The organism is Erythrobacter sp. SDW2, assembly GCF_021431965.1.
Lineage (GTDB): Bacteria > Pseudomonadota > Alphaproteobacteria > Sphingomonadales > Sphingomonadaceae > Parerythrobacter.
In genome coordinates, this window is sequence record NZ_CP090370.1 from 1,317,545 (window position 1) to 1,341,032 (window position 23,488).

Annotated in this window: 28 protein-coding genes; 13 read left to right on the top strand and 15 right to left on the bottom strand. The window is 65.6% G+C overall.

The annotated features are described in order from the left end of the window. Positions 1 to 6 precede the first annotated feature (6 nt). Complete coding sequence (locus tag LY632_RS06415; RefSeq protein WP_234092967.1) at positions 7 to 600, bottom strand: FMN-dependent NADH-azoreductase; 594 nt, start codon at positions 598 to 600, stop codon at positions 7 to 9. A gap of 140 nt (positions 601 to 740) precedes the next feature. Next, positions 741 to 1,442 carry a pirin family protein gene (locus LY632_RS06420; protein WP_234092968.1) on the bottom strand — a complete coding sequence of 234 codons (702 nt, stop codon included), beginning with the start codon at positions 1,440 to 1,442 and terminating at the stop codon, positions 741 to 743. Between the two features lie 108 nt (positions 1,443 to 1,550). Here LY632_RS06420 and LY632_RS06425 point away from each other — a divergent pair, with 108 nt between their 5' ends. After that, positions 1,551 to 2,453 (top strand): LysR family transcriptional regulator, encoded by a 903-nt coding sequence (locus LY632_RS06425; RefSeq protein ID WP_234092969.1) that lies wholly within the window; start codon positions 1,551 to 1,553, stop codon positions 2,451 to 2,453. On the opposite strand, the gene LY632_RS06430 is transcribed toward LY632_RS06425, so the two are convergent. The 4 genes from LY632_RS06430 to LY632_RS06445 all read right to left on the bottom strand — a co-directional run bounded on the left by LY632_RS06430 (position 2,450) and on the right by LY632_RS06445 (position 6,229). Further along, complete coding sequence (locus LY632_RS06430; protein ID WP_234092970.1) at positions 2,450 to 3,091, bottom strand: glutathione S-transferase; 642 nt, start codon at positions 3,089 to 3,091, stop codon at positions 2,450 to 2,452. The genes LY632_RS06425 and LY632_RS06430 overlap by 4 nt on opposite strands. Next, complete coding sequence (locus LY632_RS06435; protein ID WP_234092971.1) at positions 3,088 to 4,032, bottom strand: rhodanese-related sulfurtransferase; 945 nt, start codon at positions 4,030 to 4,032, stop codon at positions 3,088 to 3,090. The genes LY632_RS06430 and LY632_RS06435 overlap by 4 nt, the downstream gene beginning before the upstream one ends. Before the next feature lie 5 nt (positions 4,033 to 4,037). After that, complete coding sequence (locus LY632_RS06440) at positions 4,038 to 5,114, bottom strand: branched-chain amino acid aminotransferase (protein ID WP_234092972.1); 1,077 nt, start codon at positions 5,112 to 5,114, stop codon at positions 4,038 to 4,040. A 563-nt stretch (positions 5,115 to 5,677) separates the two neighbouring features. Further along, positions 5,678 to 6,229 (bottom strand): hypothetical protein, encoded by a 552-nt coding sequence (locus tag LY632_RS06445; RefSeq protein WP_234092973.1) that lies wholly within the window; start codon positions 6,227 to 6,229, stop codon positions 5,678 to 5,680. 34 nt (positions 6,230 to 6,263) lie between these two features. Between LY632_RS06445 and LY632_RS06450 the strand changes: the two genes are divergently transcribed. The 7 genes from LY632_RS06450 to LY632_RS06480 all read left to right on the top strand — a co-directional run bounded on the left by LY632_RS06450 (position 6,264) and on the right by LY632_RS06480 (position 11,050). Next, positions 6,264 to 7,004, top strand: a complete 741-nt coding sequence (locus LY632_RS06450) for a TlyA family RNA methyltransferase (RefSeq protein ID WP_234092974.1) — start codon at positions 6,264 to 6,266, stop codon at positions 7,002 to 7,004. A 99-nt stretch (positions 7,005 to 7,103) separates the two neighbouring features. Further along, positions 7,104 to 7,661 carry a TspO/MBR family protein gene (locus LY632_RS06455; RefSeq protein WP_234092975.1) on the top strand — a complete coding sequence of 186 codons (558 nt, stop codon included), beginning with the start codon at positions 7,104 to 7,106 and terminating at the stop codon, positions 7,659 to 7,661. A 40-nt stretch (positions 7,662 to 7,701) separates the two neighbouring features. Further along, a complete protein-coding gene (locus tag LY632_RS06460; RefSeq protein ID WP_234092976.1) occupies positions 7,702 to 7,947 on the top strand; it encodes an accessory factor UbiK family protein in 246 nt (81 codons plus the stop codon). Positions 7,948 to 8,016: 69 nt separating this feature from the next. Continuing rightward, complete coding sequence (locus LY632_RS06465) at positions 8,017 to 8,253, top strand: hypothetical protein (RefSeq protein WP_234092977.1); 237 nt, start codon at positions 8,017 to 8,019, stop codon at positions 8,251 to 8,253. A 22-nt stretch (positions 8,254 to 8,275) separates the two neighbouring features. Further along, complete coding sequence (locus LY632_RS06470; RefSeq protein ID WP_234092978.1) at positions 8,276 to 8,872, top strand: DNA repair protein RecO; 597 nt, start codon at positions 8,276 to 8,278, stop codon at positions 8,870 to 8,872. A gap of 18 nt (positions 8,873 to 8,890) precedes the next feature. Then, positions 8,891 to 9,949 carry a 3-isopropylmalate dehydrogenase gene (gene leuB / locus LY632_RS06475; protein WP_234092979.1) on the top strand — a complete coding sequence of 353 codons (1,059 nt, stop codon included), beginning with the start codon at positions 8,891 to 8,893 and terminating at the stop codon, positions 9,947 to 9,949. A 12-nt stretch (positions 9,950 to 9,961) separates the two neighbouring features. Then, positions 9,962 to 11,050 carry a glycosyltransferase family 2 protein gene (locus tag LY632_RS06480; RefSeq protein ID WP_234092980.1) on the top strand — a complete coding sequence of 363 codons (1,089 nt, stop codon included), beginning with the start codon at positions 9,962 to 9,964 and terminating at the stop codon, positions 11,048 to 11,050. 132 nt (positions 11,051 to 11,182) lie between these two features. Here LY632_RS06480 and LY632_RS06485 read toward each other — a convergent pair whose 3' ends face one another. Continuing rightward, positions 11,183 to 12,457 (bottom strand): phospholipid carrier-dependent glycosyltransferase, encoded by a 1,275-nt coding sequence (locus LY632_RS06485; protein WP_234092981.1) that lies wholly within the window; start codon positions 12,455 to 12,457, stop codon positions 11,183 to 11,185. A 174-nt stretch (positions 12,458 to 12,631) separates the two neighbouring features. Here LY632_RS06485 and LY632_RS06490 point away from each other — a divergent pair, with 174 nt between their 5' ends. Continuing rightward, complete coding sequence (locus LY632_RS06490; protein WP_234092982.1) at positions 12,632 to 12,850, top strand: hypothetical protein; 219 nt, start codon at positions 12,632 to 12,634, stop codon at positions 12,848 to 12,850. Between the two features lie 67 nt (positions 12,851 to 12,917). Here LY632_RS06490 and LY632_RS06495 read toward each other — a convergent pair whose 3' ends face one another. Then, positions 12,918 to 13,334: a hypothetical protein gene (locus LY632_RS06495; RefSeq protein ID WP_234092983.1), complete on the bottom strand. Its 417-nt coding sequence runs from the start codon at positions 13,332 to 13,334 to the stop codon at positions 12,918 to 12,920. Positions 13,335 to 13,616: 282 nt separating this feature from the next. Between LY632_RS06495 and LY632_RS06500 the strand changes: the two genes are divergently transcribed. Continuing rightward, the gene (locus LY632_RS06500) at positions 13,617 to 13,835 is read left to right on the top strand and encodes a hypothetical protein (protein WP_234092984.1); all 219 of its coding nucleotides are present in this window, start codon (positions 13,617 to 13,619) and stop codon (positions 13,833 to 13,835) included. Positions 13,836 to 13,935: 100 nt separating this feature from the next. On the opposite strand, the gene LY632_RS06505 is transcribed toward LY632_RS06500, so the two are convergent. After that, a complete protein-coding gene (locus LY632_RS06505) occupies positions 13,936 to 14,568 on the bottom strand; it encodes a hypothetical protein (protein WP_234092985.1) in 633 nt (210 codons plus the stop codon). Between the two features lie 184 nt (positions 14,569 to 14,752). Here LY632_RS06505 and LY632_RS06510 point away from each other — a divergent pair, with 184 nt between their 5' ends. After that, entirely contained in the window at positions 14,753 to 15,958 is a 1,206-nt protein-coding gene (locus LY632_RS06510; protein ID WP_234092986.1) for a PLP-dependent aspartate aminotransferase family protein, read from the top strand. On the opposite strand, the gene LY632_RS06515 is transcribed toward LY632_RS06510, so the two are convergent. Further along, positions 15,953 to 16,438: an MgtC/SapB family protein gene (locus LY632_RS06515; RefSeq protein ID WP_234092987.1), complete on the bottom strand. Its 486-nt coding sequence runs from the start codon at positions 16,436 to 16,438 to the stop codon at positions 15,953 to 15,955. The genes LY632_RS06510 and LY632_RS06515 overlap by 6 nt on opposite strands. A gap of 63 nt (positions 16,439 to 16,501) precedes the next feature. Between LY632_RS06515 and LY632_RS06520 the strand changes: the two genes are divergently transcribed. Further along, on the top strand, positions 16,502 to 17,098 hold the full coding sequence (locus LY632_RS06520) for a 2-hydroxychromene-2-carboxylate isomerase (protein WP_234092988.1): 597 nt from the start codon (positions 16,502 to 16,504) through the stop codon (positions 17,096 to 17,098). Here LY632_RS06520 and LY632_RS06525 read toward each other — a convergent pair. The 5 genes from LY632_RS06525 to LY632_RS06545 form a co-directional block, all read right to left on the bottom strand. After that, positions 17,095 to 17,367, bottom strand: a complete 273-nt coding sequence (locus LY632_RS06525; RefSeq protein ID WP_234092989.1) for a TadE/TadG family type IV pilus assembly protein — start codon at positions 17,365 to 17,367, stop codon at positions 17,095 to 17,097. The two genes, LY632_RS06520 and LY632_RS06525, sit on opposite strands and share 4 nt — an antisense overlap. Positions 17,368 to 17,606: 239 nt before the next feature. After that, the gene (locus tag LY632_RS06530; RefSeq protein ID WP_234092990.1) at positions 17,607 to 18,029 is read right to left on the bottom strand and encodes a hypothetical protein; all 423 of its coding nucleotides are present in this window, start codon (positions 18,027 to 18,029) and stop codon (positions 17,607 to 17,609) included. A gap of 11 nt (positions 18,030 to 18,040) precedes the next feature. Next, entirely contained in the window at positions 18,041 to 18,733 is a 693-nt protein-coding gene (locus LY632_RS06535) for a TadE/TadG family type IV pilus assembly protein (RefSeq protein ID WP_234092991.1), read from the bottom strand. Continuing rightward, positions 18,730 to 19,332, bottom strand: coding sequence for a TadE/TadG family type IV pilus assembly protein (locus tag LY632_RS06540; RefSeq protein ID WP_234092992.1), 603 nt, complete (start codon positions 19,330 to 19,332; stop codon positions 18,730 to 18,732). The genes LY632_RS06535 and LY632_RS06540 overlap by 4 nt, the downstream gene beginning before the upstream one ends. Next, positions 19,332 to 21,137: a TadE/TadG family type IV pilus assembly protein gene (locus LY632_RS06545; RefSeq protein ID WP_234092993.1), complete on the bottom strand. Its 1,806-nt coding sequence runs from the start codon at positions 21,135 to 21,137 to the stop codon at positions 19,332 to 19,334. Before LY632_RS06545 ends, LY632_RS06540 begins: the two co-directional genes overlap by 1 nt. A 185-nt stretch (positions 21,138 to 21,322) precedes the next feature. On the opposite strand from LY632_RS06545, the gene LY632_RS06550 reads away from it, so the two are divergent. Beyond that, complete coding sequence (locus LY632_RS06550) at positions 21,323 to 23,434, top strand: S9 family peptidase (protein ID WP_234092994.1); 2,112 nt, start codon at positions 21,323 to 21,325, stop codon at positions 23,432 to 23,434. Positions 23,435 to 23,488 lie beyond the last annotated feature (54 nt).

A 23,488-nucleotide genomic window follows, 5' to 3' on the forward strand; every position in this document is an offset into this window, starting at 1 on the left:
CGGGAGCTAGGCGACCAGCTGCTCGACCGCTTCATGCGCGGCGGCGATCTTCTCCTCGCCGCCTTCGCCCATGATGCCGTCGGCAGCGACGATTTCGACGTCCTCGATACCAAGGAAGCCGAGGAAGAACGTCAGCCAGGGGCTGAGGAAATCGATCTCGCTGCCCACGGTGGTCCCGCCGCTGGCGATGGCGATATAGGCCTTCTTGCCGGTCAGCAGGCCTTCGGGGCCGGTTGCGGTGTAGCGGAAAGTGGTGCCGGCGCGGGCGACGAGGTCGGCCCAGGCCTTGAGCGTCGAGGGCGCGCCGAAGTTGTAGATCGGCACGCCGAACACGATGGTATCGGCGGCCTGGAGTTCGTCGATCAGCGTGTCGGCGATCTTGGCGAGGTCGTGCTGCGCTTCGGTCCGATCGGCATGAGGCGCGAGGTTGGCAGCAAAGCGGTCGGCGTCGATGAAGGGCAAGTCGTTTTGGGCGAGATCGCGCGTGGTGACTGTCGCGCCATCGTCGGCGAGCCGCTCGACGAGCTTGCCCGAAAGGCTGCGGCTGACCGACTGGTCGCTGCCGCGAATGCTGGCGGTGATGTGGAGGATGTTGGTCATGGGGGAGGTCCTTTGTTTGAAAGATCGCTCAACCCTTCCACGTCATCCCGGCGAAGCCCGGGATCCAGATGACGGTGCAAATCCGTGAGATCATCTGGGCCCCGGCCTTCGCCGGGGCGAGGGGAAGTGGTGGACTGATTTTAAGCCGCGTCGACGAGGACGAGTTCGCTGTCTTCGAGCGCGGTGATGGTGACGCTGGCCTGCCGGGTGATGGCGACACCGTCGCGGGCTTTTGCCTCGACGTCCTCGACCGTCACGCGGCCGGTGGCCGGGACAAGGTAGAGGTGCCGCGAAGGATCGGCGGGGGTGTAGGTCACGCTTTCGCCGGCCTTGACCGTCGCGCCGAGCACGCGGGCATCGGTGCGGATTGGCAGGGCGTCATCGTCATTGGCAAAGCCGCTGGCGAGGGCCACGAACTGCCCGCTGCGCTCGTCCTTGGGGAACTTGCGCGCGCCCCAGCTCGGTGCGCCGCCGCGTTCGGAGGGGATGATCCACAGCTGGAATAGCGTGGTATCCTCGTCCTCTGCGTTCCATTCGGAGTGGCGCACGCCATTGCCCGCGCTCATCACCTGCACGTCGCCCGCTTCGGTGCGGCCTTCGTTGCCCATGCTGTCGCGGTGGGTGATGGCCCCGCTGCGGACATAGGTGATGATCTCCATGTCGTTGTGCGGGTGCGGCGGAAAGCCCGTGTTCGGCGCGATGGTATCGTCGTTCCAGATGCGCAGCGCGCCCCAGTTGACCCGCGCCGGATCGTGGTAGTTTGCGAAAGAAAAGTGGTGGTGAGCGTCGAGCCAGCCGTGGTTGGCTGCGCCGAGTGTTTCGAAGGGTCTCAGTTCGATCATTTTGTCTCTCCTCGTTCGAGGGTTCATCTCAATGACGCGGAGATAGGCCTTGGCGTTCCGCCGGATAAGTGCGATAAAACACGCCAAGATGTTCAGAAAATCCGAACAGTGATTATCGCCGAACCCACGCTCGACCAGCTCCGTATCTTCCTGGCGGTGGCCGAGGAGGGCAGCTTTGGCGGGGCCGCGCGGCGGATGGGGCGGGCGGTTTCCGCGATCAGCTATGGCGTGGCGCAGATGGAGGCGCAGCTTGGCGTGACGCTGTTCGCCCGCGAAGGCTCGCGCAAGCCCGAGCTGACCGAGGCGGGACGCGGACTGCTGCCCGAAGCGCGGGCCATCGCCGATCGCAGCGACGCCCTGCTGGCCAAGACCCGCAGTCTGCACGCCGGGCTGGAAAGCGATGTTTCGCTGGTGGTCGACGTCATGCTGCCGGGCCAGGCAACCGCGCTGGTGCTGCGTGATTTCCGGGCGATGTTCCCCACGGTGGCGCTTGAATTGCAGGCCGAGGGGCTGGGCGCGGTGGCCGCCTGCCTGCTGGAGAACGAGGCGGAGCTGGCCATCGGCGGCCCGGTGATCGGCGAGCATCCGCTGATCGAGCGGCAGGCCATCGGCGAGGTCGAACTGGTCCCGGTCGCCGCGCCGGACCATCCGCTGGCGCGATCGGGCGTGAAGCCGGGCGAAAGCCGCGAACACCTGCAACTGATCCTGACCGACCGCTCCTCGCTGACCGAGGGTCGCGATTTCTCGGTCCTCAGTCCGCTGCGCTGGAAGACCGGCGATATCGGGGCCAAGCACGCGCTGCTGCGCGAAGGGATCGGCTGGGGCAACATGCCGCGCCACATGGTCCGCGATGACCTGGCGAGCGGGGCGCTCGTGGAACTCGACCTGCCGGAAAAGCCCGGCGCGCAATACACGCTCAGCGCAATGTGGCGGCGCGATGCCCGCCCCGGCCCCGCGACCAGCTGGCTGATCGATGCCTTCCGGGACCGGCTGGCGACCTGTCCGGCCTAACCCGGCCAGATAACCGGAGCATCCCCCGGCTTCCATGGCGCGACCTTGTCCATCACGCCGAGGAACAGGTCCGAGGCGAGGTGGCCGTCGAGCCAGCGTTGCAGGTCGGGGATGGGCTGCGCATCGAACCAGTCGCGGTCGGTATTGGCGAACTGGCGGACGAAGGGGAACAGCGCGATATCGGCAAGGGTGCGCCTCTCACCCATCAGCTGGTGGCGGCCCGCGAGGCGAAAGCTCAGGTCGCTCAGGATGGCCAGGCCTTCGCCGCGATGATCGGTGCGGGCATGGCCCGCTTCGCCGGCATAGCGATCCGGGTATTTGTAGCGGTCGAGATGGTATTTGAAGGGTCCGTCGCACAGGTCGATCAGGCCGGAATCGTCGCCCGCGAGCCAGCCTTCCGGATCGTCTCGGCCGAGCGCCCAGCGCATGATGGCGAGGCTCTCGTCGATTACGTCTCCGCCGGGGAGGACCAGTACCGGCACGGTCCCTTTGGGCGAGGCGGCGAGCATCGCCTCCGGCTTGTCGGCCAGCTTGACTTCGCGAAGTTCGCATTCGGTGCCGCTGATCCGCAGCGCCATCCGCGCGCGCATGGCATAGGGGCAGCGGCGGAAGCTGTAGAGAACCGGCAGGCCGGTCACGCGTCCCGGTCCGCTGCGGGAAACTCCGCCCCCACATGCGCCGCGCCGCGCTGACGGGCCAGTTCCTCTTGCCGCTGGCGTTCGGCGTAGCGCGCGCGCTGGGCCTCGTCGCGTTCGTCGATGCAGGCGGGGCAGCTGACACCTTCCACATAGTCGGGCGATTGCTGGGCCTCGGGGCTGACCGGGCGGCGGCAGGCGCGGCACATCGCGTGGGTGCCGATCTCCAGCCCGTGCTTCACCGTCACCCGCTCGTCGAAGACGAAGCATTCGCCGTCCCACAGCGTCTGCTCCTCGGGCACCTCCTCGAGATATTTCAGGATGCCGCCCTTGAGGTGATAGACCTCCTCGATGCCTTCGGAGCGCAGGAAGCTGGTCGATTTCTCGCAGCGGATCCCGCCGGTGCAGAGCATGGCGATTTTCTTGCCCTCCAGCTCCTCGCGGTGGGCGCGGAACCATTGGGGAAATTCGCGGAAGCTCTTCGTCTTCGGATCGAGCGCGCCGCGGAAGGTTCCGGCGGCGACTTCGTAATCGTTGCGGGTGTCGATCACCACGGTGTCGGGGTCGCTGATCAGGGCGTTCCAGTCATGCGGATCGACATAGTGGCCGACGCTCAGCGTGGGGTCGATATCGGGCTCGCCCATGGTCACGATCTCGGCCTTGAGCCGCACCTTCATCCGGTGGAAGGGCGGAGCCTCGGCATGGCTGAACTTGACCTCCAGCCCGGCGCATCCCGGCAGCTTGCGGATATGGCCCAGCACCGCGCCGATGCCGTTGTGGCTCCCCGCGATGGTCCCGTTGATCCCCTCGCGCGCGAGTAACAGCGTGCCCTTGATCCCGGCTTCCTCGCACGCGGCGAGCAGTGGCACGCGCAGAGCCTCCGGGTGATCGAACCGCGTGAAATGGTAGAGCGCGGCGACGGTGATGGGGCTCCCGCCCGCCATGGCGGTCAGACCTTCATCACCCAGCCGTGACTATCCGCCACGGTGCCGGTCTGGATGCCGACCAGCTTCTCGCGCAGCTTGGCGGTGGTCTGGCCGATGCCGCCGGCGCCGATGGTGAACTCGCCATCCGGCCCGGCGACCTTGCCTACGGCCGTCACAACCGCAGCGGTGCCGCAGGCCATGACTTCGACCAGCCTGCCGCTCTCCGCATCGGCGCGCCACTGGTCGATCGAGTACATTTCCTCGGCCACATCCAGCCCTTCCTCGCGCAGCAGGGTGATCAGGCTGTTGCGGGTGATGCCGGGCAGGATCGTGCCGGTCAGCGGCGGGGTGATGACCCGCCCGTCTTCGAACACGAAGAACAGGTTCATGCCCCCCAGTTCCTCGATCCACTTGCGCTCGACCGCATCGAGAAACAGCACCTGGTCATGCCCCTTGGCAAAGGCCTGGCCGGTAGGGACGAGGCTGGCGGCATAATTGCCCCCGCACTTGGCCGCGCCGGTGCCGCCGGGCGCGGCGCGGGTGTAGTCGGAAATCCAGATGCTGACCGCCTTGGCGCCCGACTTGAAGTAATTGCCCGCCGGGCTGGCGATGACCATGAACTTGTACTTCCTGGCCGGGCGCACGCCCAGGAAGGCCTCGGTCGCGATCATGAAGGGGCGCAGATAAAGCGAGCCTCCTTCGACGGTCGGGAACCAGTGCTTGTCTGCCGCCAGCAATTGCCGGATCGCTTCGATGAACAGTTCTTCCGGCAGGTGCGGCATCGCCAGCCGGTCGGCGCTGGCGTTGAAGCGCGCCGCATTGGCCTCGGGCCGGAACAGCGCAACGCCGCCGTCAGGTTGCTTGTAGGCTTTCAGCCCCTCGAAGATTTCCTGCGCATAGTGCAGCACCGCCGCAGCCGGATCGAGCGCAATCGGACCGCGCGGGCCGACCACGCCATCCTGCCATCCGCCTGCTGCTTCGTCATAGTCGATAGTGACCATGTGATCGGAGAACAGTGTGCCGAAACCGGGATCGGCCAGCCGGGCATCGCGCTCGTCGGCGGGCATGGGGGCGGGGTGGGGAAGTGTCGTGAAGTGCATCTGCGGGCGGATAGTATCCGGCAAGGTGCAGGGCAAGGTATGAAAGCTTTCCTTCCCGGAACGGGGAGGGGGACCATCCGCAGGATGGTGGAGGGGCAGGTTCGCTTGCTCCGGCCCTCAAGCAATCGGACCGGCGGCCTGTGCCCCTCCACCCCGCCGATTTGCGTCGCGGTCCCGCTGACGCTTCGCGTCACCTACGGTTCCCCCGTTTCGGGGAGGATAAAAATGAGAAGGGCAGCGCCACCCTGGAGGTGTGCTGCCCTTCGCATGGTCAGCGGCGGGAAGTGCCGCTCACGAAGCCTCTAAAGGTAGTCTGTGATTACCTATAGTGCTCCGCGCGGAAACTTGCCGACCTCTCTGCTGAACCATGAGACATCGGATCACCTCCTTTCGCGCTTGTGAGCCAAGACCGCCGTTTCACCGGGGCCGAGAACCGCGTGTGCCGCTGGCCTCGATTGGCAATGTGAGTCATCCGACTCGCGAAAACAAGCCTTGAAAAAAAGTTTTCCAACGTCAGAATAGCGCGCCTTGGCCCGCGAGATTTCGGCGGGTTTTTCTGTGCCTCAGCGGCAATCCTCGACCACCCGCGTGACCTCGGCCCAGGCGGGGACGTAGAGCGTCTCCAGCCCGGCCGTTTCCACCGCAAAGCGTCCGCGACTGAGCGCCATGGCATCGAGCAGCGGATCGCTTGAGCGCAGCGAGGCGATCAGCCACTGGCTGCCGTCCTCGGCCGGATAGGCGGTGAGCAGGCGTTCCGCCGTTTCGGTGCGGATGCGGACCGGGATGCCCTGGCTGGCAACGCCGGGCCGGGCCACCTGCACTTCGCGCTGCGCCACATTGCAGGCCAGCGCCAGCATCGGCTGGTTGGCCTGGCGGTAGAACTGGGCGACACTGCCTGTCGAAGTCTGCTGGTAGCTCCAGTCCCCCGGGGTCTGCGGCGCATCGAGCCAGTTGTCGTACACCGGCTCCTGCACCACCGGCTGCGGGGCAGGGGTCGGCGTCGGGCTCGGCTGCACCACCGGCGGCGGCAGGGGCTGCGGCGGCGGCGGCGTACAGCAGGCAAGCGCCAGCACGCTGGTGAGGGCAAGAGAACGGGGGAGCGAAAAGCTTGGCATCACAGCTTCATGGCGGCTAACCGCTGAACAGTCCATGGCCAGGAAAACTCGTATCGACCAATTGCTTGTCGCCCGCGGCCTGGCGGAGAGCCGCACCCGTGCCCAGGCGCTGGTGATGGCGGGGATCGTGTTTTCGGGCGAGAGCAAGATCGCCAAGCCCGGCCAGCAGGTGGCGGAGGATGCCCCGCTCGAAGTGCGCGGGCGCGACCATCCCTGGGTCAGCCGTGGCGGGCTCAAGCTGGCCCATGCGATCGGGCATTTCGGACTCGACCCAAGTGGCGTCACCGCAATGGACGTCGGCAGCTCGACCGGCGGCTTCACCGACGTGCTGCTGACCAGGGGCGCGAGCCATGTCATTGCGGTGGACAGCGGCACCAACCAGCTGGCGTGGAAGTTGCGGCAGGATCCGCGCGTCACCGTGCTCGAACAGACCAGCGCGCGGGTGCTGACGCCGGAAATGATTCCTCAAGGCTATAGCTGGGTGGTATGCGACGCTTCGTTCATCTCACTCGCCAAGGTGCTGGAGGTGCCGCTGCGCCTCGCCCGGCCGCGCTGTCGCCTCGTCGCGCTGATCAAGCCGCAGTTCGAAGTCGGGCGCGAGGAAGTGGGCAAGGGCGGGGTGGTGCGCGATCCTGTGCTGCATGCCCGGGTTTGCGAGGAAGTGCGCGGCTGGCTGGAAGGGGGTGGTTGGGACGTGCAGGGGATTGTCGAGAGCCCGATCACCGGGCCGGAAGGCAATGTCGAGTTTCTCATTTCGGCACAGCGCGGCGCGTAACGTCGTGCTGGTGGCCGCCCCTCGCTTGCTAACGCGGGCAACCCTCGGCAAACACCCTCGGATAGGCCCCCGCGAGGATTCGCGCAGACGAGAGGACGGATGAGCACACTCGCTTCCAAGGCGCAGTTGCGCGCAAGTTTCCTGCGCTGGGCATTGTTCGCAGTGCCTGCGGTGCTGCTCGCCTCGTTCCTCGTCCAGACCTTCACGCCCGGCGGCCCCGGCAATTACTGGTATGACGCGCTGGAAAAGCCGGCCATCAACCCGCCGAGCTATCTGTTCGGGATCGTCTGGCCGATCCTTTATTTATTGATGGGACTGGCGCTGGCGCTGGTGCTGTCGGCCTGGGGCGCGAAGGGGCGGACGATCGCGATCGTGGCATTCGTGGTGCAGTTCATCGTCAACCTGGCATGGAGCCCGGTGTTCTTCACCCTGCAGCAGATCGACTGGGCGCTCTACGTGATCATCGCGCTCGACGTGCTGGTGGTAGGGACCATCGTCCTGTTCTGGCGGGTCCGGGCGCTGGCCGGGGTGCTGCTCCTGCCCTATCTGGCGTGGATCCTGTTTGCGACCATGCTCAACTTCCAGTTCCTCCAACTCAATCCCGACGCCAGCGGCGGGGCGGAGAGCGAGGGCGCGGTGCAAACGATCGAGTTCTAGAAGGCTTGCGTTCCGCCGCGCGTGGGACCAAATAGCCGCCATGCAGAGCCAGAACCCGCTGATCGCCGATTTCGTCAAGCTCGTGAACGGAGCCGCCGGCACTTTCGCCGGCATGGGCCGCGAAGCGCGCGAGAGCGCCCGCGAACGCGTCCGCGAGGCGATGGGCGGGATCGACTTCGTGAGCCGCGAGGAATTCGACACCGTCAAGGCCATGGCCGCCAAGGCCCGCGACGAGAACGAAGCGCTCAAGAAGCGGATCGAAGCGCTGGAAGCGAAGCTCAAGTAACCGGCGCTGCCTTCCCGCCCGTGAAACCATCTCCCTTCTCGTGGATTTCCTACGGGAAGGAGAGTTTCCATGTTTTCGCAGCTCAACCCGCCCATTCCGCTGCATGTGCTGGGCAAGGGCGACGGTCAGGCCATCGGCATGATCGACTACGGGCCGGAACACAATCTGCTCTGGATAACCGCGATCGACGCCACCGGCGAGATCTGGTGCGCGCCCAATCCCGATGTTCGCATGCTCCGCAACTGGAGCATGGGCCGACCCGAAAGCATGGCTGTCCGCGCATCGAAGGAAGCGCTGCGCAGCTGATCACTGCAATGCCGAGCGCCTTATGAACCTGCGCGCGCCTGCCATCCTTGTCGCGGCGCGTCCGCATGGCGAAACGGCGGTCATTGCCCGTCTTCTGACCGAGGAATTCGGGCTGGTTGCCGGCTATGTCGCCGGCGGGCGGGGGCGTGTGCTGCGGCCTGTCGTGATCCCCGGCAACCTCGTCGAGCTGGAATTGCGCGCCAAGTCCGACAGCCAGTTGCCATTCGCCAGGCTGGAACTGGTCGAGAGCCGCGGGCCGTGGCTGGGCGAGCCGCTGCCCGCCGCGGCGATCCAGTGGGCCACCGCGCTGACCGCCAGCGCGTTGCCCGAACGCAATCCCTATCCCAGTCTTTTCAGCGCTCTGGAAGCGCTTCTTCGCGCGGTGTGCCAGGCCCCCTCGGCGCGCGGCTGGGCCCCGGCGATGCTGGCTTACGAGGCGCTGCTGCTGCGCGAACTGGGCTATGGCGGGGCCAAGCCCGAGGCAGGCGAGTTACCCGAGGTTTTGTCGGCCATGGAAAAACTGGCTGACCCGCTGCAGCGCTATTTGCTAGCCGACCGGCGCGGCGACACGCTCGCGGCGCGGACGCTGCTGCTCGAGCGCTTGCGCAAGATGGTCTGAAGGAACGGCATTACCCCCATGAAAATAGCGGTTTTTCCCGGCGACGGCATCGGCCCCGAAGTGACCGCACAAGCGGTCCGCGTGCTCGAGGGGCTGGGCCTGCCGGGGCTGGTGCTGTTCGAAGGCGATGTCGGGGCGGGCGCGTATCGCCGCCACGGCCACCCGTTGCCGCAGGAAACCCTGACCATCGCGCGCGAGGCGGATGCGATCCTGTTCGGCGCGGTCGGCGATCCCGCATGCGACCATCTCGAACGCGCGCTGCGTCCCGAGCAGGCGGTGCTGGGCCTGCGGGCCGAGCTCGGGCTGTTCGCCAATCTGCGGCCCGCAACGCTGTTTCCCGGTCTGGAGGAACATTCCGCGCTCCGCCCCGAAGTCGCTCGCCAGATCGACCTCTTGATCGTGCGCGAGCTCAACGGCGATGTCTATTTCGGCGACAAGGGCCAGCGCACCACCGCCAGCGGGGAGCGCGAGGGGTGGGACATGATGTCCTATACCGAGTCCGAAGTGCGCCGCATCGCCCACACCGCTTTCCGCGCGGCGCAGGGCCGCAAGGGCAAGCTGACCAGCGTCGACAAGGCCAATGTGCTGGAAACCAGCCAGCTGTGGCGCGACGTGGTGATCGAGGTCGCGGCGGACTATCCCGACGTCGCGCTCGACCATCTCTATGTCGACAATGCCGCGATGCAGCTGGTGCGCGCGCCGGGGCAGTTCGACGTCATCGTCACTGGCAATTTGTTCGGTGATATCCTGTCCGACCAGGCCAGCATGTGCGTCGGCTCGATCGGTTTGCTGCCGAGTGCTTCGCTGGGCGAGCGGCAGACCGCATACGGCACTTTCGGCCTCTACGAGCCGATCCACGGCAGCGCGCCGGATATCGCCGGGCAGGGCAAGGCCAACCCGCTGGCGGCGATCCTCTCTGCCGCCATGATGCTGCGCCACAGCTTTGCGCTGGAAGCGGCGGCGGCGCGCATCGAGACGGCTGTCGGCGCAACCGTGCGCGACGCGATATTTGGCGCTGATCTCGGCGGGACCGCGACGACGCAGGAAGTGGGTGACGCGGTGCTTGCCCGCCTCTAAAGGCGCGGGCGCATGCTCGATCTTGCCATCATCCTGCCGACCCTCGACGAGCGTGACAATATCGCGCCGCTGGTGGCCCGTCTCGACGCTGCGCTGGCCGGCCTCGCCTGGGAAGCGATCTTCGTCGACGACAACAGCGCCGACGGCACCGCCGATGTCGCGCGCGAGCTGGCACGCACCGACCCGCGTATCCGCGTGATCCAGCGGATCGGGCGGCGCGGTCTCGCCAGCGCCGTGATCGAGGGGGCCTGCGCGACCGCTGCGCCCGTGGTCGCAGTGATGGATGCCGACCACCAGCATGATCCGGCGCTGCTGCCGCACATGCTTGGCAAGCTGCGCGATGGGGAGGCCGAGCTGGTCATCGCCAGCCGCTTTGCCGAAGGGGGCAGCGCGGCCGGGCTCGCCGATGCCAGGCGCGAGCAGGGCTCGCAGCTCGCCAACCGGCTGGCCCGCAAGCTGACCGGGGTCGAGCTGAGCGACCCGATGAGCGGCTATTTCATGCTCGAAGCGGCTCGGGTCCGTGCGCTCGCGCCGCGCCTTGCCGGGATCGGCTTCAAGATCCTGCTCGATATCCTCGCCGCCTCGCCCGCACCGCTGAAGGTGGCCGAGGTGCCGCTGCAGTTCGCCGAGCGTCGCGCTGGCGAGAGCAAGCTCGACCGGGCCGTGGCGTTCGAATTCATGGTCGGGCTCTACGAGCGCTATCTCGGCCAGCTGGTCCCGACCCGGTTTGCCATGTTCGCCACTGTCGGCGGTCTGGGCGTGGGGGTGCATTTCGGTGTCTTGAGCGTTCTCTTCCTCGCATTCGGCAGCGGTTTTGCGCTGGCGCAGGCTGCGGCGACCTTTGCCGCCATGACGTTCAACTTCTGGCTCAACAACTGGCTGACCTATCGCGACCAGCGGCTGAAGGGCGCGGGGCAAGTCCTGGCGGGCTGGGCCGGCTTCTGCCTGACCTGTTCGATCGGCGCGATCGCCAATGTCGCGCTGGCGACCTGGCTCAAGAGTGCGGGCGTGTTCTGGGCGCTGGCAGCGCTGGCCGGGATCGTGATCGGTGCGGTGTGGAATTACGCGCTGTCGAGCAGGTTCGTCTGGGGGCGCTACTGACGATCGACGATGTCGATCGTGATGGCGGCACCGGCCCACTCCCCCACCCGACCTCCCAAACAAGGTATCGGGTACGATTTGGGTGGTCGGGTGGGGGAGTGGGCCGGTGCCGAATGGCGTCAGCCAAGAACACTAGAGCCAGCCGTCGATCCAGGTCCAGGTGATGAAACTGCCCGAGGCGGTCAACTTCATCGCGGTCAGCACCGGGAAGAAGAACACGAAGAAGCCGGCGCTTGCCGCCAGTGCGGCATAGCTGACCATGCCCCAGCCGCGCTGTCGCAGCGCGTCGAGTGCCAATGCCAGCGCCGCCAGCAGGAAGCAGCTCGGCAGGAAATAATGGTAATAGAACTGGATCGGCTTGGCCGCCACGATCCAGAAGCCGAAGCTCGCGGCGAACAGCAGCACCACCGCCAGCGCGTCATGCCGCCGCTGCGTCGCCGCGACCCAGCCGCACCACAGCAGCGCCGGCAATCCCGCGAGCATGGTGAAGGGATTGCCGATCAGCAGTACGCCCCGGTAGGCACCGTCGACCTCCTCGTAGAGATACCAGATGCCGCGCAGGTTGAGGACCCACTGCCACCAGTTGCTCTGGTAATGATGCGGCTGCTTCACGCTTTCCTGCATCTCCAGCATCATCTGCTGGATGCCGACCAATCCGCGCTCGCCGAAGGGGGTCTTCTCAACCAGCAGCGAGGGCGCGAAGCTGAGCGCGTAAACCGCCAACGGCAATACGCCGAGCCAAAACGCCGCCTCAAGCAGTGAGACTCCCGGCACGGGTGCCCCACGGCGGCTCAGCAGCAAGCGGCGGCGACCGGCGCCGAGCCGGGCGGCGAGGAAGGCCAGACCCGGCAGCGGGGCGAGCGGGATCGCGTTCCACTTGGTCGCCAGCGCTGCGCCCAGCGCCAGCCCGGCGAGGAACAGCCGCAGGCGGCCTTCCTCCGGCGCGCGAACCGCGCGGGCACATTGCCACAGCGACAGCGCGACAAAGGCAACCATGAAGATATCGAGCATGGCGATGCGGCCATGGATGATGAGGAAGAAGCCCGTGCCCAGCAGCCAGCAATAGGCAAGCGTGGCAAAGCGGCTCCGGCTCGCCTCCCACAATGCCCGCGTAAAGGCATAGAGTGCGAGCGTGGCAAAGATCGCCGGGAAGATCCGCCAGCCGAACGGATTGTCGCCGAACAGCGCGATCCCGGCCGCAAGGATGATCTTGCCAAGCGGCGGATGCTCGGCATTGAGCCACTCGCTGCCGTCGAGCAGTGCCCGCGCGGCGGGGAGGTAATGCACCTCGTCGAAGAAGGGCTTCGACGGGATCTGGATGTGGAAAAGGCACAGAGCCAGGAACAGCCAGCACAGCGCCAGCACCGCGAGCTTGGGATCGGCGGATCGGTCGGGCGGCGGCTGCATCGCGGGGCGGAATACTTGGCTTGCCGAGCGACTTCAAGCGCTCGTGCCGCCGGATGGCACCGGCCCCGCCAGGGGCTCGCCTCGCCGCAATTTGCCGCTGCAACCGGAACGGCAAATCCGCCTCGGCCGTAGAATCAGAAGTTTGGACAAAAAAGCAGAACACGGAGCCAACCGATGGAACTTCTGAAACGCATGACCATGGCCGTCGCGGCCACCGGTATCGCCACCCTCCCGATTGCCGCCTACGCGGTCGAGCGCGACGCCGCGCCTGTGACCGAGGGCAATGAAATTGGCGGCGGTGCCAGCCCCGCCTTCGTCATCATTGCCCTCGCCGGCGCAGGGATGGCGGTGCTCTTGCTGACCGAGGACGACAACGAACCGGTCAGCGGCTGACCGATCGCAGCCGACTTCACGCTGCGGGCGGGGCTTGGCGACATGCTCCGCCCGTCTTTTGTGCCTGTCAGGAGAGGGGCTTGTCGCCCACGCCAGCGCGCTCAAGCCAGAACAGCCGGGCGGCCATCGCCAGCAGCCCGATCGAGGCGGTGAGCGCAACCAGCAGGATCCACGGCAGCACGTTCATCCCCACCGCCCGGGCGCGCGGCAGGATGAAGAACAGCGCAATGCTGACGGACAACAGCAGGTCATACCACACCTGGATGCCCCACAGGTTGAGCGTGTGGTTCTCGACCACCAGCCAAACCCCTTCGCTCCAGACGGTGACCGCCGTCAGCGCGGCAAAGCCGGCCGCGAGCGAGGCGGCAATCGCGGCGCTGCCGATCTTGTCCTTCGCCAGCGCGATGGTGACGATGGCGATGGTGACTGCCACCACGCCGGCGAGGAACAGGATCATGTGCGGGGTCAGGTCGGCGAGGGTCACGGCAGCAGCCTTTCGGAGAAATCCAGATAGATGATTCGCACTTACAGCCTGGGGGCCGGTCTGCAAGCGGCGATGGCAAGGCAATATCCAGGTGTAATTAAAACGGCCTGTCCCATAACGGACACGGCCTGCCCCCCAATGTCGTCGTTTCGTCGTTTTGATACAATTCGCGACACGCGACAGACAATAGACCGCTAAAAAGAGCGGGGGCCAGCTGCGCACCTCGCCAAAACGCGGTCCGCAATCACCTCGGTTCAGTCCGCAATAACTGGAGAATAGTGTATGAAGTTGAAATCCCTTGCCCTTGGCCTCGCAGCTATGGCCGCAGCGATCGCACCTCTCGGGGCCTCGTCCCTGAGCGCACAGCGGGCTTCGGCCCCGGTCGAAAGTGCCAACCAGCTTGAAGGCAATAGCGGCATCCTGATCGGCGTGGTTGCCGCGGCAGCCATCATCGCCGGCATCATCATCATTGCCGACGACGACGATCCGACCAGCCCGTAAGCGGGTGGATCGCCCAACACGGTTGGGCGTCTGAACGAGTTTTCAGCATAGGGGGCGGTACCGGCGAGGTGCCGCCCCCGAAGCGTTGCCAGAATTCGCTCTACCTCGTGAAGGGCGCTGTGCAGATCCCGCGCGGCCGCGAACCGAAGCTGGCGGTGCCCGCGACGAAGCTGTCACCTTCCAGCTCGATGGTTCCGCTCGCCGCATCGCCGGGGAGGGCGTTGCCGCCGGTAATGTCCAGCGTCAGCGTTCCGCTGTCCGGCTCGTAGCGGTAGGTCCCCCAATAGTCCTGGTAGGTTTCGAACGGGTACCAGGTCGCCGAGAAACTGCCGTCGGCGCGAAACTCCAGCTCGCGCAGCGGTTCGGCGCCGTCGCATTCCTCTGCCTTCTGGCTCCACCGCCCCACCAGCGGCTGCTCGTCGGGGCGGAAAGTGACAAAGCGGCTGCCGACTTTCCTGTCGCCATAGCTTGCCTCGACGACATATTCGGCCCCGTCGGCCACATCGTCAGGGATGGTCAGCCGCCAGACACCGTCCTTGCCTCGGGCGAGATCGGGTCCGGCGGGAACCACAGCCATGCCTTCGAGACAATCGGCATCGCCATTTTCGGCGGACGGCCCCCGCACGATCGTCAGCCGCAGTTCCACCACCTGCCCGGGCTTGAACGACGGCTTGTTCCACCAGAAGACCGGGAACCCCGCGACCGGCGCGGCGCAGTGTTCTGGGGTGGTCACGGCCACCTCCGGTGCCTCGTCACCATTGTGCTCGCAAGCGGTCGTGGCCGCCGCCAGGCCACATGCAACGATGCCCGCCCAGTATCTGGAATTCATGCTTCGCCCTCCACTCGATTGAACCTAGCGCCTGGCCATGCGCTGTAAACCCTTGGCCCGTGGCCGCGCCTCGCCTAAGCGCTCTGCCATGAAAAAGACCACCGGCATGGACCGTTCGATCACCCGCAGCTGGCGCCCGGCGACGCAGGCCGTGCGCGGCGGGACCTGGCGCAGCGAACACGGCGAGACGAGCGAGGCCTTGTTCCTCAGCTCGGGCTTCACCTACGACGATGCCCAGACGGTCGCCGACCGTTTCGCGGGCGAGGCTGTCGGGATGACCTACTCGCGCCTGCAGAACCCGACTGTCGCCATGCTGGAGGAACGCATCGCGCTGATGGAGGGGGCCGAGGCCTGCCGCGCCCAGGCGAGCGGCATGGCGGCAATGACCGCCGCCCTGCTGTGCCAGCTTTCGGCGGGCGACCATGTTGTGGGCGCGCGCGCGGCCTTCGGTTCGTGCCGCTGGCTGCTCGACCACCTGTGCCCCCGTTTCGGCATCGAAGTCAGCGTGATCGACGCCACCGACAACGCAGCGTGGGAAGCCGCAATCAGGCCCAACACCAGGGTGTTCTTCTTCGAAACGCCGGCCAACCCGACGCTCGACGTGGTGGACCTCAAGTTCGTCTGCGATCTCGCCAGGGCGCATGGCATCACAACCGTGGTGGACAATGCCTTCGCCACCAGCGCGCTGCAGCGCCCGCTCAATTTCGGCGCGGATGTGGTCGCTTACAGCGCAACCAAGCTGATGGACGGCCAAGGCCGCGTGCTGGCCGGGGCGGTCTGCGGCAGCGAGCAATGGATCAACGAAGTGCTGCTGCCGTTCCAGCGCAACACCGGGCCCAATATCTCGCCCTTCAACGCCTGGGTGGTGCTCAAGGGCCTCGAAACCCTTGAACTGCGCGCCGTGCGCCAGAGCGAAAGTGCCGTCGCGCTGGGTGCCTTCATCGAGAGCCGCGTTCCGAAAATGCTCCACCCCGGCCTGCCCAGCCACCCGCGCCATGCCATGGCGCTGGCGCAGATGAAGGCCACCGGCCCGATCTTCGCCTTCGATGTCGGCGACCGGGCGACGGCCTTCGCCGTGCTCGATGCGCTGCAGCTGGTCGACATCTCCAACAATATCGGCGACTCGCGCAGCCTGATGTGTCACCCCGCCAGCACTACCCACGCGGGGATGACGCAGGAGGCGCGCGACGAAATGGGCGTGACCGAAGGTTTGCTCAGGATCAATGTCGGGCTGGAGGATATCGAGGATCTGAAGGAAGACCTCGACCAGGCGCTGGCGGCGGCAGGGTTATAGCGCATCCTCGCTGTCGCGTTCGGACTGGACAGACGCCGGGTCCCAGTTTCCGGTGAATGGTCCGCTGATGAGCAGTAGCGCAAGAACGATGGCGGCAACGATGCCGGCCAGCCACACCTCGCCCATGCCGCACAGCAGGCCTATCGCTCCGGCGCACCAGATCGAGGCGGCCGATCCCGCCCCCTGGACAAACTTGCCCTGGCGGAACATCGCCCCGGCGCCGATGAAGCCGATCCCTGTGATGACACCCTCCATCACCCGCGTCGGATCGACCGGGTCGCGTCCCTCTGACATCAGCTCGAATGCGCCGAGGATCAGTGCGCAGGCGGCCACGGAAATGATGACGAAAGGCCGGAAATCGATCGGCTTCTTGTGCACGAACCGCTCCAGCCCGATGGCAAGCGGCAGGAGCGTTGCCGCCCCGATCCGCATCATCGCATCGAGCCAGCCGAGCGTTCCGGGGAGGAAAAGTTCGGTCATGCCAGCCGAAACGTTGCGCGGCAGGGAAGTTTCCAGCAAAACCCAGGGGCAGGGAGAGACGCCGTGACCAAGACCGTCGAATTCATCTTCGATATCGTCAGCCCCAATGGCTATCTCGCCTGGTATCCGCTGCGAGAAATCACCGCACGGCACGGGGCGGAACTGGCGGTGACGCCGGTGTTCCTCGGCGGGATGCACAAGCTTACCGGCAATGCCCCGCCGATGATCCGCGACGCCGATGTGAAGGGCAAGGTCGAATATTCGATGCTGGAGATGCGCCGCTTCATCGAGAAGCACGGCTTCGGCAAATACCGCCTCCACCCGCAGTTCCCGTTCAATTCGGTGACCTTCCAACGGATGCTGCTGGCGGTCGAGGGCGAGGACCGCATCCGCCTGGTCGAGACGCTGCTGCCGGCGATCTGGGAAGAGGGGATGCCGGTCGACGATCCGGCCGCCATTGGCGCGATGCTGGCTGCCGCAGGGTTCGACCCGCAAACCCTGCTCGCCGCGACGCAGGATCCGGCCATCAAGCAGCAGCTGATCGACAACACCGAAGCCGCCGTCGCGCGCGGGGCCTTCGGCATCCCGACCTTCTATGTCGGGGAGGAAATGTTCTTCGGCAAGGAACGGCTCGGCCAGGTCGAGGAACTGCTCGCCTAGCTCGGCTGATACACCGTCTTGCTTTCGGTGATCGTGACCGGGAAGCTGATCAGCTCAACACTGGCGCCCGCGACGGTCACCGCGCTGTCGAAGGCCTGGAAACCGAACAGGCTGGCGAGGCCCGACCAGTCGATCTTGGTCCCGATCAGCATCGAGGTATCGGCCATGCCCAGGTTCAGCAGGAACAGGAAGGGCGTGGCAAGGGCAAGCTCCATCGCCCCGTAGCCGGAGCAATCGCGCCACAGGCGGGAGAAAAAGAAGCAGATCATCGGGTTTACTCCACCACCCGCACATTGCCGCGCGCGTCCTTGCGCAAGGCCGCCAGGCGGTTTTTGAGCTTGCCGAATTGTGCTGCGATCTTGCCCATGACCGGCAGTACCCCGTTTGGTATATTTCGGCTGAATCCGCCGGAAAAACCTTAAGGGCGTTTGAGAATTCGCGGTTTACCGGAATGTAACCATGCAACGCGCGGAAAACGCGCAGGGACGCCGGGGCTGAGAAGCGGGGCTTAGCGCAGGCGCGGGTCGAAATCGGTGCGCACTTCGCCCGGTTTCATGCCGCTGGTATCCTGCAGCGGCAGCCAGGCGACCTTGCTGAGCGGGCCGATGGCGCGATCGCTGCGGGCCAGCCGGGTCGCTTCAGAGACTTCGGCCTGTGCCAGCGAGAACTCGCCGATCTCGGGCTGTTCTTGCATTGCCGCGAGCCGCTCGGCCTGCTGCAGGCTCTCGTCCAGCTCGTCGGGATCGGCCAGCGGCCCGACCTCGCTGTCATCGGCGAAGCCGTCAGGGTTGCCCGCCGCCTCCGCCAGTGCCTCTGGATCGACCTGTCCATTGGCCTTGGCGATGCGCGACACGTCGCCGTCCTTGCCGACCATGTTGCCGACGATCAGCAGCACGGCACAGACGAACAGGATGGCGATGCGGGGGCTCATGGCGCGATCCTTCAGATTTCCTCGTACTCGTCGCAACTTGCGACTTCGGACGGGTTCGGGCGCTGGAAGATGCCGGTCAAATCGCGCGTGTTGCGCACATTGAAGGCGGCGGTCGAGCGGATCGGGCCACTCGGCAGGAAGGGCTGGGTAAAGCCGTTGTCCATCAGCGGCCGGTATTGGTAGATCAGCTCGACATAGATCACCGCCTGGCCGGCCTCGGCGGTCACTTCCGCGCCGTCCTCCCCCATGCCGGCAAAGTCCGTCCCCGTCTCGCCGGTTCCTTCCGGCCCGTCGCTGGAGTCTACTTCCAGCTTGCCCATGCAGCGCTGCCAGTGGATCCACTGCCCGCCGTCGGCATTGCGCTCGAGACTGCTGACGATGACGCGACCGGTTTCATAAAGGTCGATCGACTCCCCCGCCTGCAACCGTACCCCGATAAACAGGTCGTTGATGTCGCTTTCATAGATGCGCTGGGCGCTCAGTGTGCCGCGCTCGCCGATGCGTGAGCCGTTGTCGGCGATATGCATCGCAGCCTGGCTGATGCGCAGCGAGGTCACGGCGTAGTTGGCCATTTCGATGCCGACCACGCCCATGAACAGGATCAGAGGTGCGATGAAGGCAAACTCCACCATCGCCACCCCGCGCGTGTCGCGCAGCGCGCGCAGCAGTCGGCGGCATTGAAGCAGGGCAGGGCGGATGGTCATGTGCAGGCCCCCGTCACCGGCGTGCGGGTCGCCTGCTCGTCATAGGGCTGGTTGCGCAGCACGGTCGAGCCGTCGACCGAGACCTGCTCCGACAGGCCGACGAAATTGTGGAACGGGAACACCCGCGGATAGGTGGCGGTGACGCTGTACAGCACCGCATCGCGCGCACCGCCGACACCGTCGCTGCCACGGTCTTCGTCCCACACGCCATTGCCGTTGATGTCCTCGAAGGCTTCGCCATTGTTGCAGAAGGTGTCGCCGTTGGTGTCGTCGAAATCCTCCGGCAGGCCGACATCCTCGAAATTGCTGTAGTTCCGGCGGCTGAAAGCGACCTGCGCCGCCGGGATGACATCGCGGAAATTGCGGGTGACCGAGGCATCGAGTGTCGGACTGTTGATCCCCCCGCTCTCCAGCGTCGAGGCGCGCGCGGCCTGTTGCACCGCGCCTTGCAGGACCGACTGCGCGTAGACCTGGAACCCGAGATCGAACAGCGCCATCAGCATCAGCGCCATCACCGGCATGGCGAAGGCGAATTCGATCACCGTGACACCGCGGTTGTCACGCGCAATCGCGCGCAGGAAAGCGAGCCCGCTGCGCATCAGTTGACCAGCCGCAGTTCGGCGATCGACGCGGCGATCTGCTTGAAGGCGTTGTTGAGCTGCGCATTGTTGGCCGCCGTGAAGGCGCGGGTCGCCCCGCCGGTGGCGCAATTCTGGGTATAGGTCGTATGCGGCAGACCGAAGGCGACCGTCCAGATGGTGATATTCTTGTTCTTGATCGCCTCGCACAGCAGCGCCATGCGGCCGTTGTGGTGGACCGCGATATCGGTGGTCGCCCAGGTCCCGTCGGCAGCGAAACCGGCGAGGCGGCCTTCCATGTCATAGTCGCCATAAGCGTGGTAGGCGCTCGGCCCCGGCTCCATCAGGCCGTCGGTCATGAAGATCAGGTGGCGCGAGATGGTGTCGCCGTTGGGCGCGGTGGCATTGTCGCCGGCAAAGATGCCATCGGGCGAGAGCAGCCGCGCCCCCCAGATCAGGCCGATGTCGTGCATGGTGTAGCCGCTGGCGACCATGGCATCGACGGCATTCTCGAAGGCGGCGTTGCGGTCGGCCCCGTCCAGCGGCCATTCCTGCAACCTGTAGGACTGCGCCGGGCAGTCGTAGTGATAGTTGTTGGGATACTCGCTGGTCGTGGTGACATTGGCCGGCACCGCGCGGTCGAAGGTCACGTCCGGCCAGAACGGCGCCCATTGCGTGTCCGGATCGCTGCTGTCGGGCACCATGTCGATGTCGAGATCATAGGCCTCTGACGGGATGCTGGAATAGTCGCTGATCTGGACCGTCTTGCGTTCTTCGATGCACCCGGCCCAGCTGCTGGAGACACTGGCTCCGCGCGTGCCGGTGGCGGTTGACACGGTGTTGCCGGCCTTGAAGTCGGACGTGTCGAACACGATCGGCTTGTAGACGTAGGTGAAGCTTTCTTTGTGGATGCTGGCGCTGCAGGCGGCTTTTTGATTGTTCGGCCAGTCGGCCCAATAGGCCGGCACCCAGGTCGCATTGGTGATGGTCCAAGTCTCGTTGCCGACCGTGTAGGTGCCGTTATAGGCCAGACAGTCGCGCCGGTGGACCGCTGCGTTGGCATTCCAGTGGTAATGCGAGCTGTTGGTCGAGCCGAGCTGGGTCGAGCTGCGCGGAAGCAATTCGGTGCTGTTGCCAAGATCGGTCGTCTGCGCCTCGCGCGACTGGTAGGTATGGCTGTCCTTGATGAAATCGGTGTCTGCGGCCATCAGCAGCGAGCCGACATTGACGGTGTTGGAATAGGGCACCAGCGCTATGCGCACGCGGGCCCCGTCATCCTTGGCCGCCATCACCTCGTCATAGAACGATTCCACCGCGGTCTTGAGACCGGCAATGCGGCTGTTGCGCATCGAGCCCGAGTTATCGAGCACCAGCGCGACGTCGATGTTGGGCAGGTTGAGGTCGGCGCTGCAGGTTACCGCGATGTCGAGCGAACTGTAACCGAACACCTTCATCAGCGTGGCCGGGACCTTGGCGGACGCGGCACCGTTCATCTGGGTTTCGCCGCCGGCGGTCAGCTCGTACTCCACATCGGTCGTGCCATACTGGCCGGCGGGGAAGTTGGCGGCAAAGAAATTGTCGGCCTGGGTTTCGATAGCGGAAGGGATCACGCCATCGGTGATGACCCCGCCGGCGAGTTTCTTGCGCGCGGCCAGCGTGGCGGCGTCGCAGGACTGCTGCAGGCGCGACTGGACCAGGTACATGCGGCTCGCATCGACGCCGCCGCCGACCACCCCGATCAGGGGAATGATGGCCGCAGCACCGATCGCCATCATGTTGGCGGTTGCGTCTTTGCGAAGACGCCGAAGCATGCCGAAAAAGGCCATGCCCATCCTCCAGAATTGCCCGAATGTGGCGCCGTTTTACAATTTGGTGGTTAAGAAAACGGCAATCGGAATTTAAGAACCGATCAACCATAGTCGATGACAAGCTGTCATTTTCTTCAAATACCCACTTGAACGCCAGATGCGGGGCGTTAGCATGTCTGCCATTGCTTGGGTCGGGGGCTGTAATGAATTCCGGATACGTCGATGCGGTAGCGCGCCAGGTGCTGCGCGTTTGCGGCAAAGTGTTGCCGGTCACACTGACAGGATTGGTCGCCACAATGCCTGTGGCCGCGCAGGATACGGTCGCTCCTGCGGGAGCTTCCGTTCCCGATGTCCAGGCCGCTCCGGATGTCGAGGTCGCTCCGGATGTCGAGGCCGATCCGCCGCCGCCTGATCCGCGGACCATCCCGCCCTCGGCCTTTGCGTCGCGCAGCAATCTGGGCGGGGCGAAACTGTCGCCCGACGGGTCGAAATTCGCCTTCCGCACGATCGTCGAGGACAAGCCGCTGCTCGCGATCATCGACGCAGATACGCTCCGGCCGCTTCGCTCGATCAGCCTGGACAGCACCGATGATGTCAACTGGTACCGCTGGGCCGGGCCTGACCGGATCCTGATCTCTGTCGGTGGCTTCGCCATCACCAATCGCTGGTACGGCTATTACTCGCGGCTGATGCTCTACGACATCAACGACCGGGCGATGCGGTATATCGGTTTCGAGGACCAGGGCCCCGAAGGCGACGATGTGCTGCACACCGATAGCGCCGGCAACTTCGTCATCCTGTCGGCGAGCAAGGACATCTACAACGTCCCCGATGTCTGGCGCTTCCCGCTCGACGGATCGGGCGAGAAGGCTGCGGTCAAGGTGCAACCGCGCCAGAAGGGGATCGAGGAATGGTGGGCGGACGATGCCGGCGTGGTCCGCCTGGGGATGGACTTCACCAGCGGCGGGGCCACCATCATCCACTATCGGTCCGGCCCTGACGAGGCTTTCCGCCGCATCAGCAAGATCAAGAAGAAAGAAGCCGACAAGCTCGAAAACTGGGGGAACCTGGCGCTGACTGCCGGCAGCGATATCGGCTTCGCCATGATCGAAGGCGAGGATGGCCGCCAGGTGCTGCAGCAAGTCGATTACACCACCGGCGAGCTGGTCGATGTGATCTACGAGCATCCCGACTGGAGCCTCGATACGGTCATCTCCGCGTCCGGCCGTGGAGCGATCGGGGTGGAATATACCGACGATACCCCGCGCACGCATTGGCTCGACCCCGAAATGGCGCGCCACCAGCGCAACCTCGAGCAAGTGCTGGGCGGCGGACAGGTCAAGATCTTCTCGGTGTCGGACGACCGGAGCCGGATGCTGGTGCAGCATGGCAGCGCGGCGGATCCGGGCGCGCTCTACGTCTATACGCCGGGGCAGAAGCGGCTCGACCTCTATGCCAATCTGCGTCCGGACATCGATTTCAGGGCCATGTCGGAGCCGCAGCCATTCAGCTTCGAAAGCCGCGACGGCCATGCCATGCATGGCTACCTGACCCTCCCGCGCGACCGTGCGGCCAGGGGGCTGCCGCTGATCGTCTATCCGCACGGGGGACCCTACGGGGTTCGCGATGCCATGGTCTATGACGATTGGGTGCAGCTGTTCGCCAGCCGCGGCTATGCCGTGTTGCAGGTCAATTTCCGCGGCTCGGGCGGGTATGGCAGCGCCTTCGAGGAACTGGGCGACGGACAGATCGGTCGCCGGATGCAGGACGATCTCGACGATGCGCTCGATTGGGCGGTCGCCGCCGGCTATGCCGATCCGGCGCGGGTCTGCATCGTCGGGGCCAGCTATGGCGGATATGCCGCGCTGTGGGGTGCGCTGCGCAATCCCGAACGCTACCGCTGCGCCGCCAGCTTCGCCGGTGTGACCGACTGGCGGGACATGCTCCGCTACGATCGCAACTATCTCGGCCGCAGCTATTACCGGCGGGTGTGGAAAGCCAAGGTGACAGGTGAGAAGGGCACCGACCTGACCGAGCTTTCCCCGGTCGACCAGATCGCCAGGCTGGAGCGGCCGGTGCTGCTGGTCCACGGCACCGAGGATCGCCGGGTCCCGTTCGCGCAGTTCGAGAAGCTCGTTGCCGCCGCCGAGAAGGCCGGCAAGTCCATGGAAACGCTCAAGCTCGAGGACGGCCACAGCCTGGTCAAGGAAGAGAACGAGCTGAAGTTCTACGAAACCCTGCTGGCGTTCCTGCACAGGCACAACCCGGCCGATGCCCCGCCCGCAGAGGCTGACCTTTCGGCAACAGGTGGATAAATAGACCAAAGCCCACTTGCGGGCGGCGCTGGGTAGGTTAACCTTCGACTCGCC

Excerpts from the sequence above, each read along its gene's own strand:
- LY632_RS06415 (WP_234092967.1), bottom strand. The coding sequence starts at position 600 with ATGACCAACATCCTCCACATCACCGCCAGCATTCGCGGCAGCGACCAG.
- LY632_RS06420 (WP_234092968.1), bottom strand. The coding sequence starts at position 1,442 with ATGATCGAACTGAGACCCTTCGAAACACTCGGCGCAGCCAACCACGGC.
- LY632_RS06435 (WP_234092971.1), bottom strand. The coding sequence starts at position 4,032 with ATGGCGGGCGGGAGCCCCATCACCGTCGCCGCGCTCTACCATTTCACG.
- LY632_RS06440 (WP_234092972.1), bottom strand. The coding sequence starts at position 5,114 with ATGCACTTCACGACACTTCCCCACCCCGCCCCCATGCCCGCCGACGAG.
- LY632_RS06445 (WP_234092973.1), bottom strand. The coding sequence starts at position 6,229 with ATGCCAAGCTTTTCGCTCCCCCGTTCTCTTGCCCTCACCAGCGTGCTG.
- LY632_RS06450 (WP_234092974.1), top strand. The coding sequence starts at position 6,264 with ATGGCCAGGAAAACTCGTATCGACCAATTGCTTGTCGCCCGCGGCCTG.
- LY632_RS06455 (WP_234092975.1), top strand. The coding sequence starts at position 7,104 with ATGAGCACACTCGCTTCCAAGGCGCAGTTGCGCGCAAGTTTCCTGCGC.
- LY632_RS06460 (WP_234092976.1), top strand. The coding sequence starts at position 7,702 with ATGCAGAGCCAGAACCCGCTGATCGCCGATTTCGTCAAGCTCGTGAAC.
- LY632_RS06465 (WP_234092977.1), top strand. The coding sequence starts at position 8,017 with ATGTTTTCGCAGCTCAACCCGCCCATTCCGCTGCATGTGCTGGGCAAG.
- LY632_RS06470 (WP_234092978.1), top strand. The coding sequence starts at position 8,276 with ATGAACCTGCGCGCGCCTGCCATCCTTGTCGCGGCGCGTCCGCATGGC.
- leuB (WP_234092979.1), top strand. The coding sequence starts at position 8,891 with ATGAAAATAGCGGTTTTTCCCGGCGACGGCATCGGCCCCGAAGTGACC.
- LY632_RS06480 (WP_234092980.1), top strand. The coding sequence starts at position 9,962 with ATGCTCGATCTTGCCATCATCCTGCCGACCCTCGACGAGCGTGACAAT.
- LY632_RS06485 (WP_234092981.1), bottom strand. The coding sequence starts at position 12,457 with ATGCAGCCGCCGCCCGACCGATCCGCCGATCCCAAGCTCGCGGTGCTG.
- LY632_RS06490 (WP_234092982.1), top strand. The coding sequence starts at position 12,632 with ATGGAACTTCTGAAACGCATGACCATGGCCGTCGCGGCCACCGGTATC.
- LY632_RS06500 (WP_234092984.1), top strand. The coding sequence starts at position 13,617 with ATGAAGTTGAAATCCCTTGCCCTTGGCCTCGCAGCTATGGCCGCAGCG.
- LY632_RS06510 (WP_234092986.1), top strand. The coding sequence starts at position 14,753 with ATGAAAAAGACCACCGGCATGGACCGTTCGATCACCCGCAGCTGGCGC.
- LY632_RS06515 (WP_234092987.1), bottom strand. The coding sequence starts at position 16,438 with ATGACCGAACTTTTCCTCCCCGGAACGCTCGGCTGGCTCGATGCGATG.
- LY632_RS06525 (WP_234092989.1), bottom strand. The coding sequence starts at position 17,367 with ATGATCTGCTTCTTTTTCTCCCGCCTGTGGCGCGATTGCTCCGGCTAC.
- LY632_RS06530 (WP_234092990.1), bottom strand. The coding sequence starts at position 18,029 with ATGAGCCCCCGCATCGCCATCCTGTTCGTCTGTGCCGTGCTGCTGATC.
- LY632_RS06535 (WP_234092991.1), bottom strand. The coding sequence starts at position 18,733 with ATGACCATCCGCCCTGCCCTGCTTCAATGCCGCCGACTGCTGCGCGCG.
- LY632_RS06540 (WP_234092992.1), bottom strand. The coding sequence starts at position 19,332 with ATGCGCAGCGGGCTCGCTTTCCTGCGCGCGATTGCGCGTGACAACCGC.
- LY632_RS06545 (WP_234092993.1), bottom strand. The coding sequence starts at position 21,137 with ATGGCCTTTTTCGGCATGCTTCGGCGTCTTCGCAAAGACGCAACCGCC.
- LY632_RS06550 (WP_234092994.1), top strand. The coding sequence starts at position 21,323 with ATGAATTCCGGATACGTCGATGCGGTAGCGCGCCAGGTGCTGCGCGTT.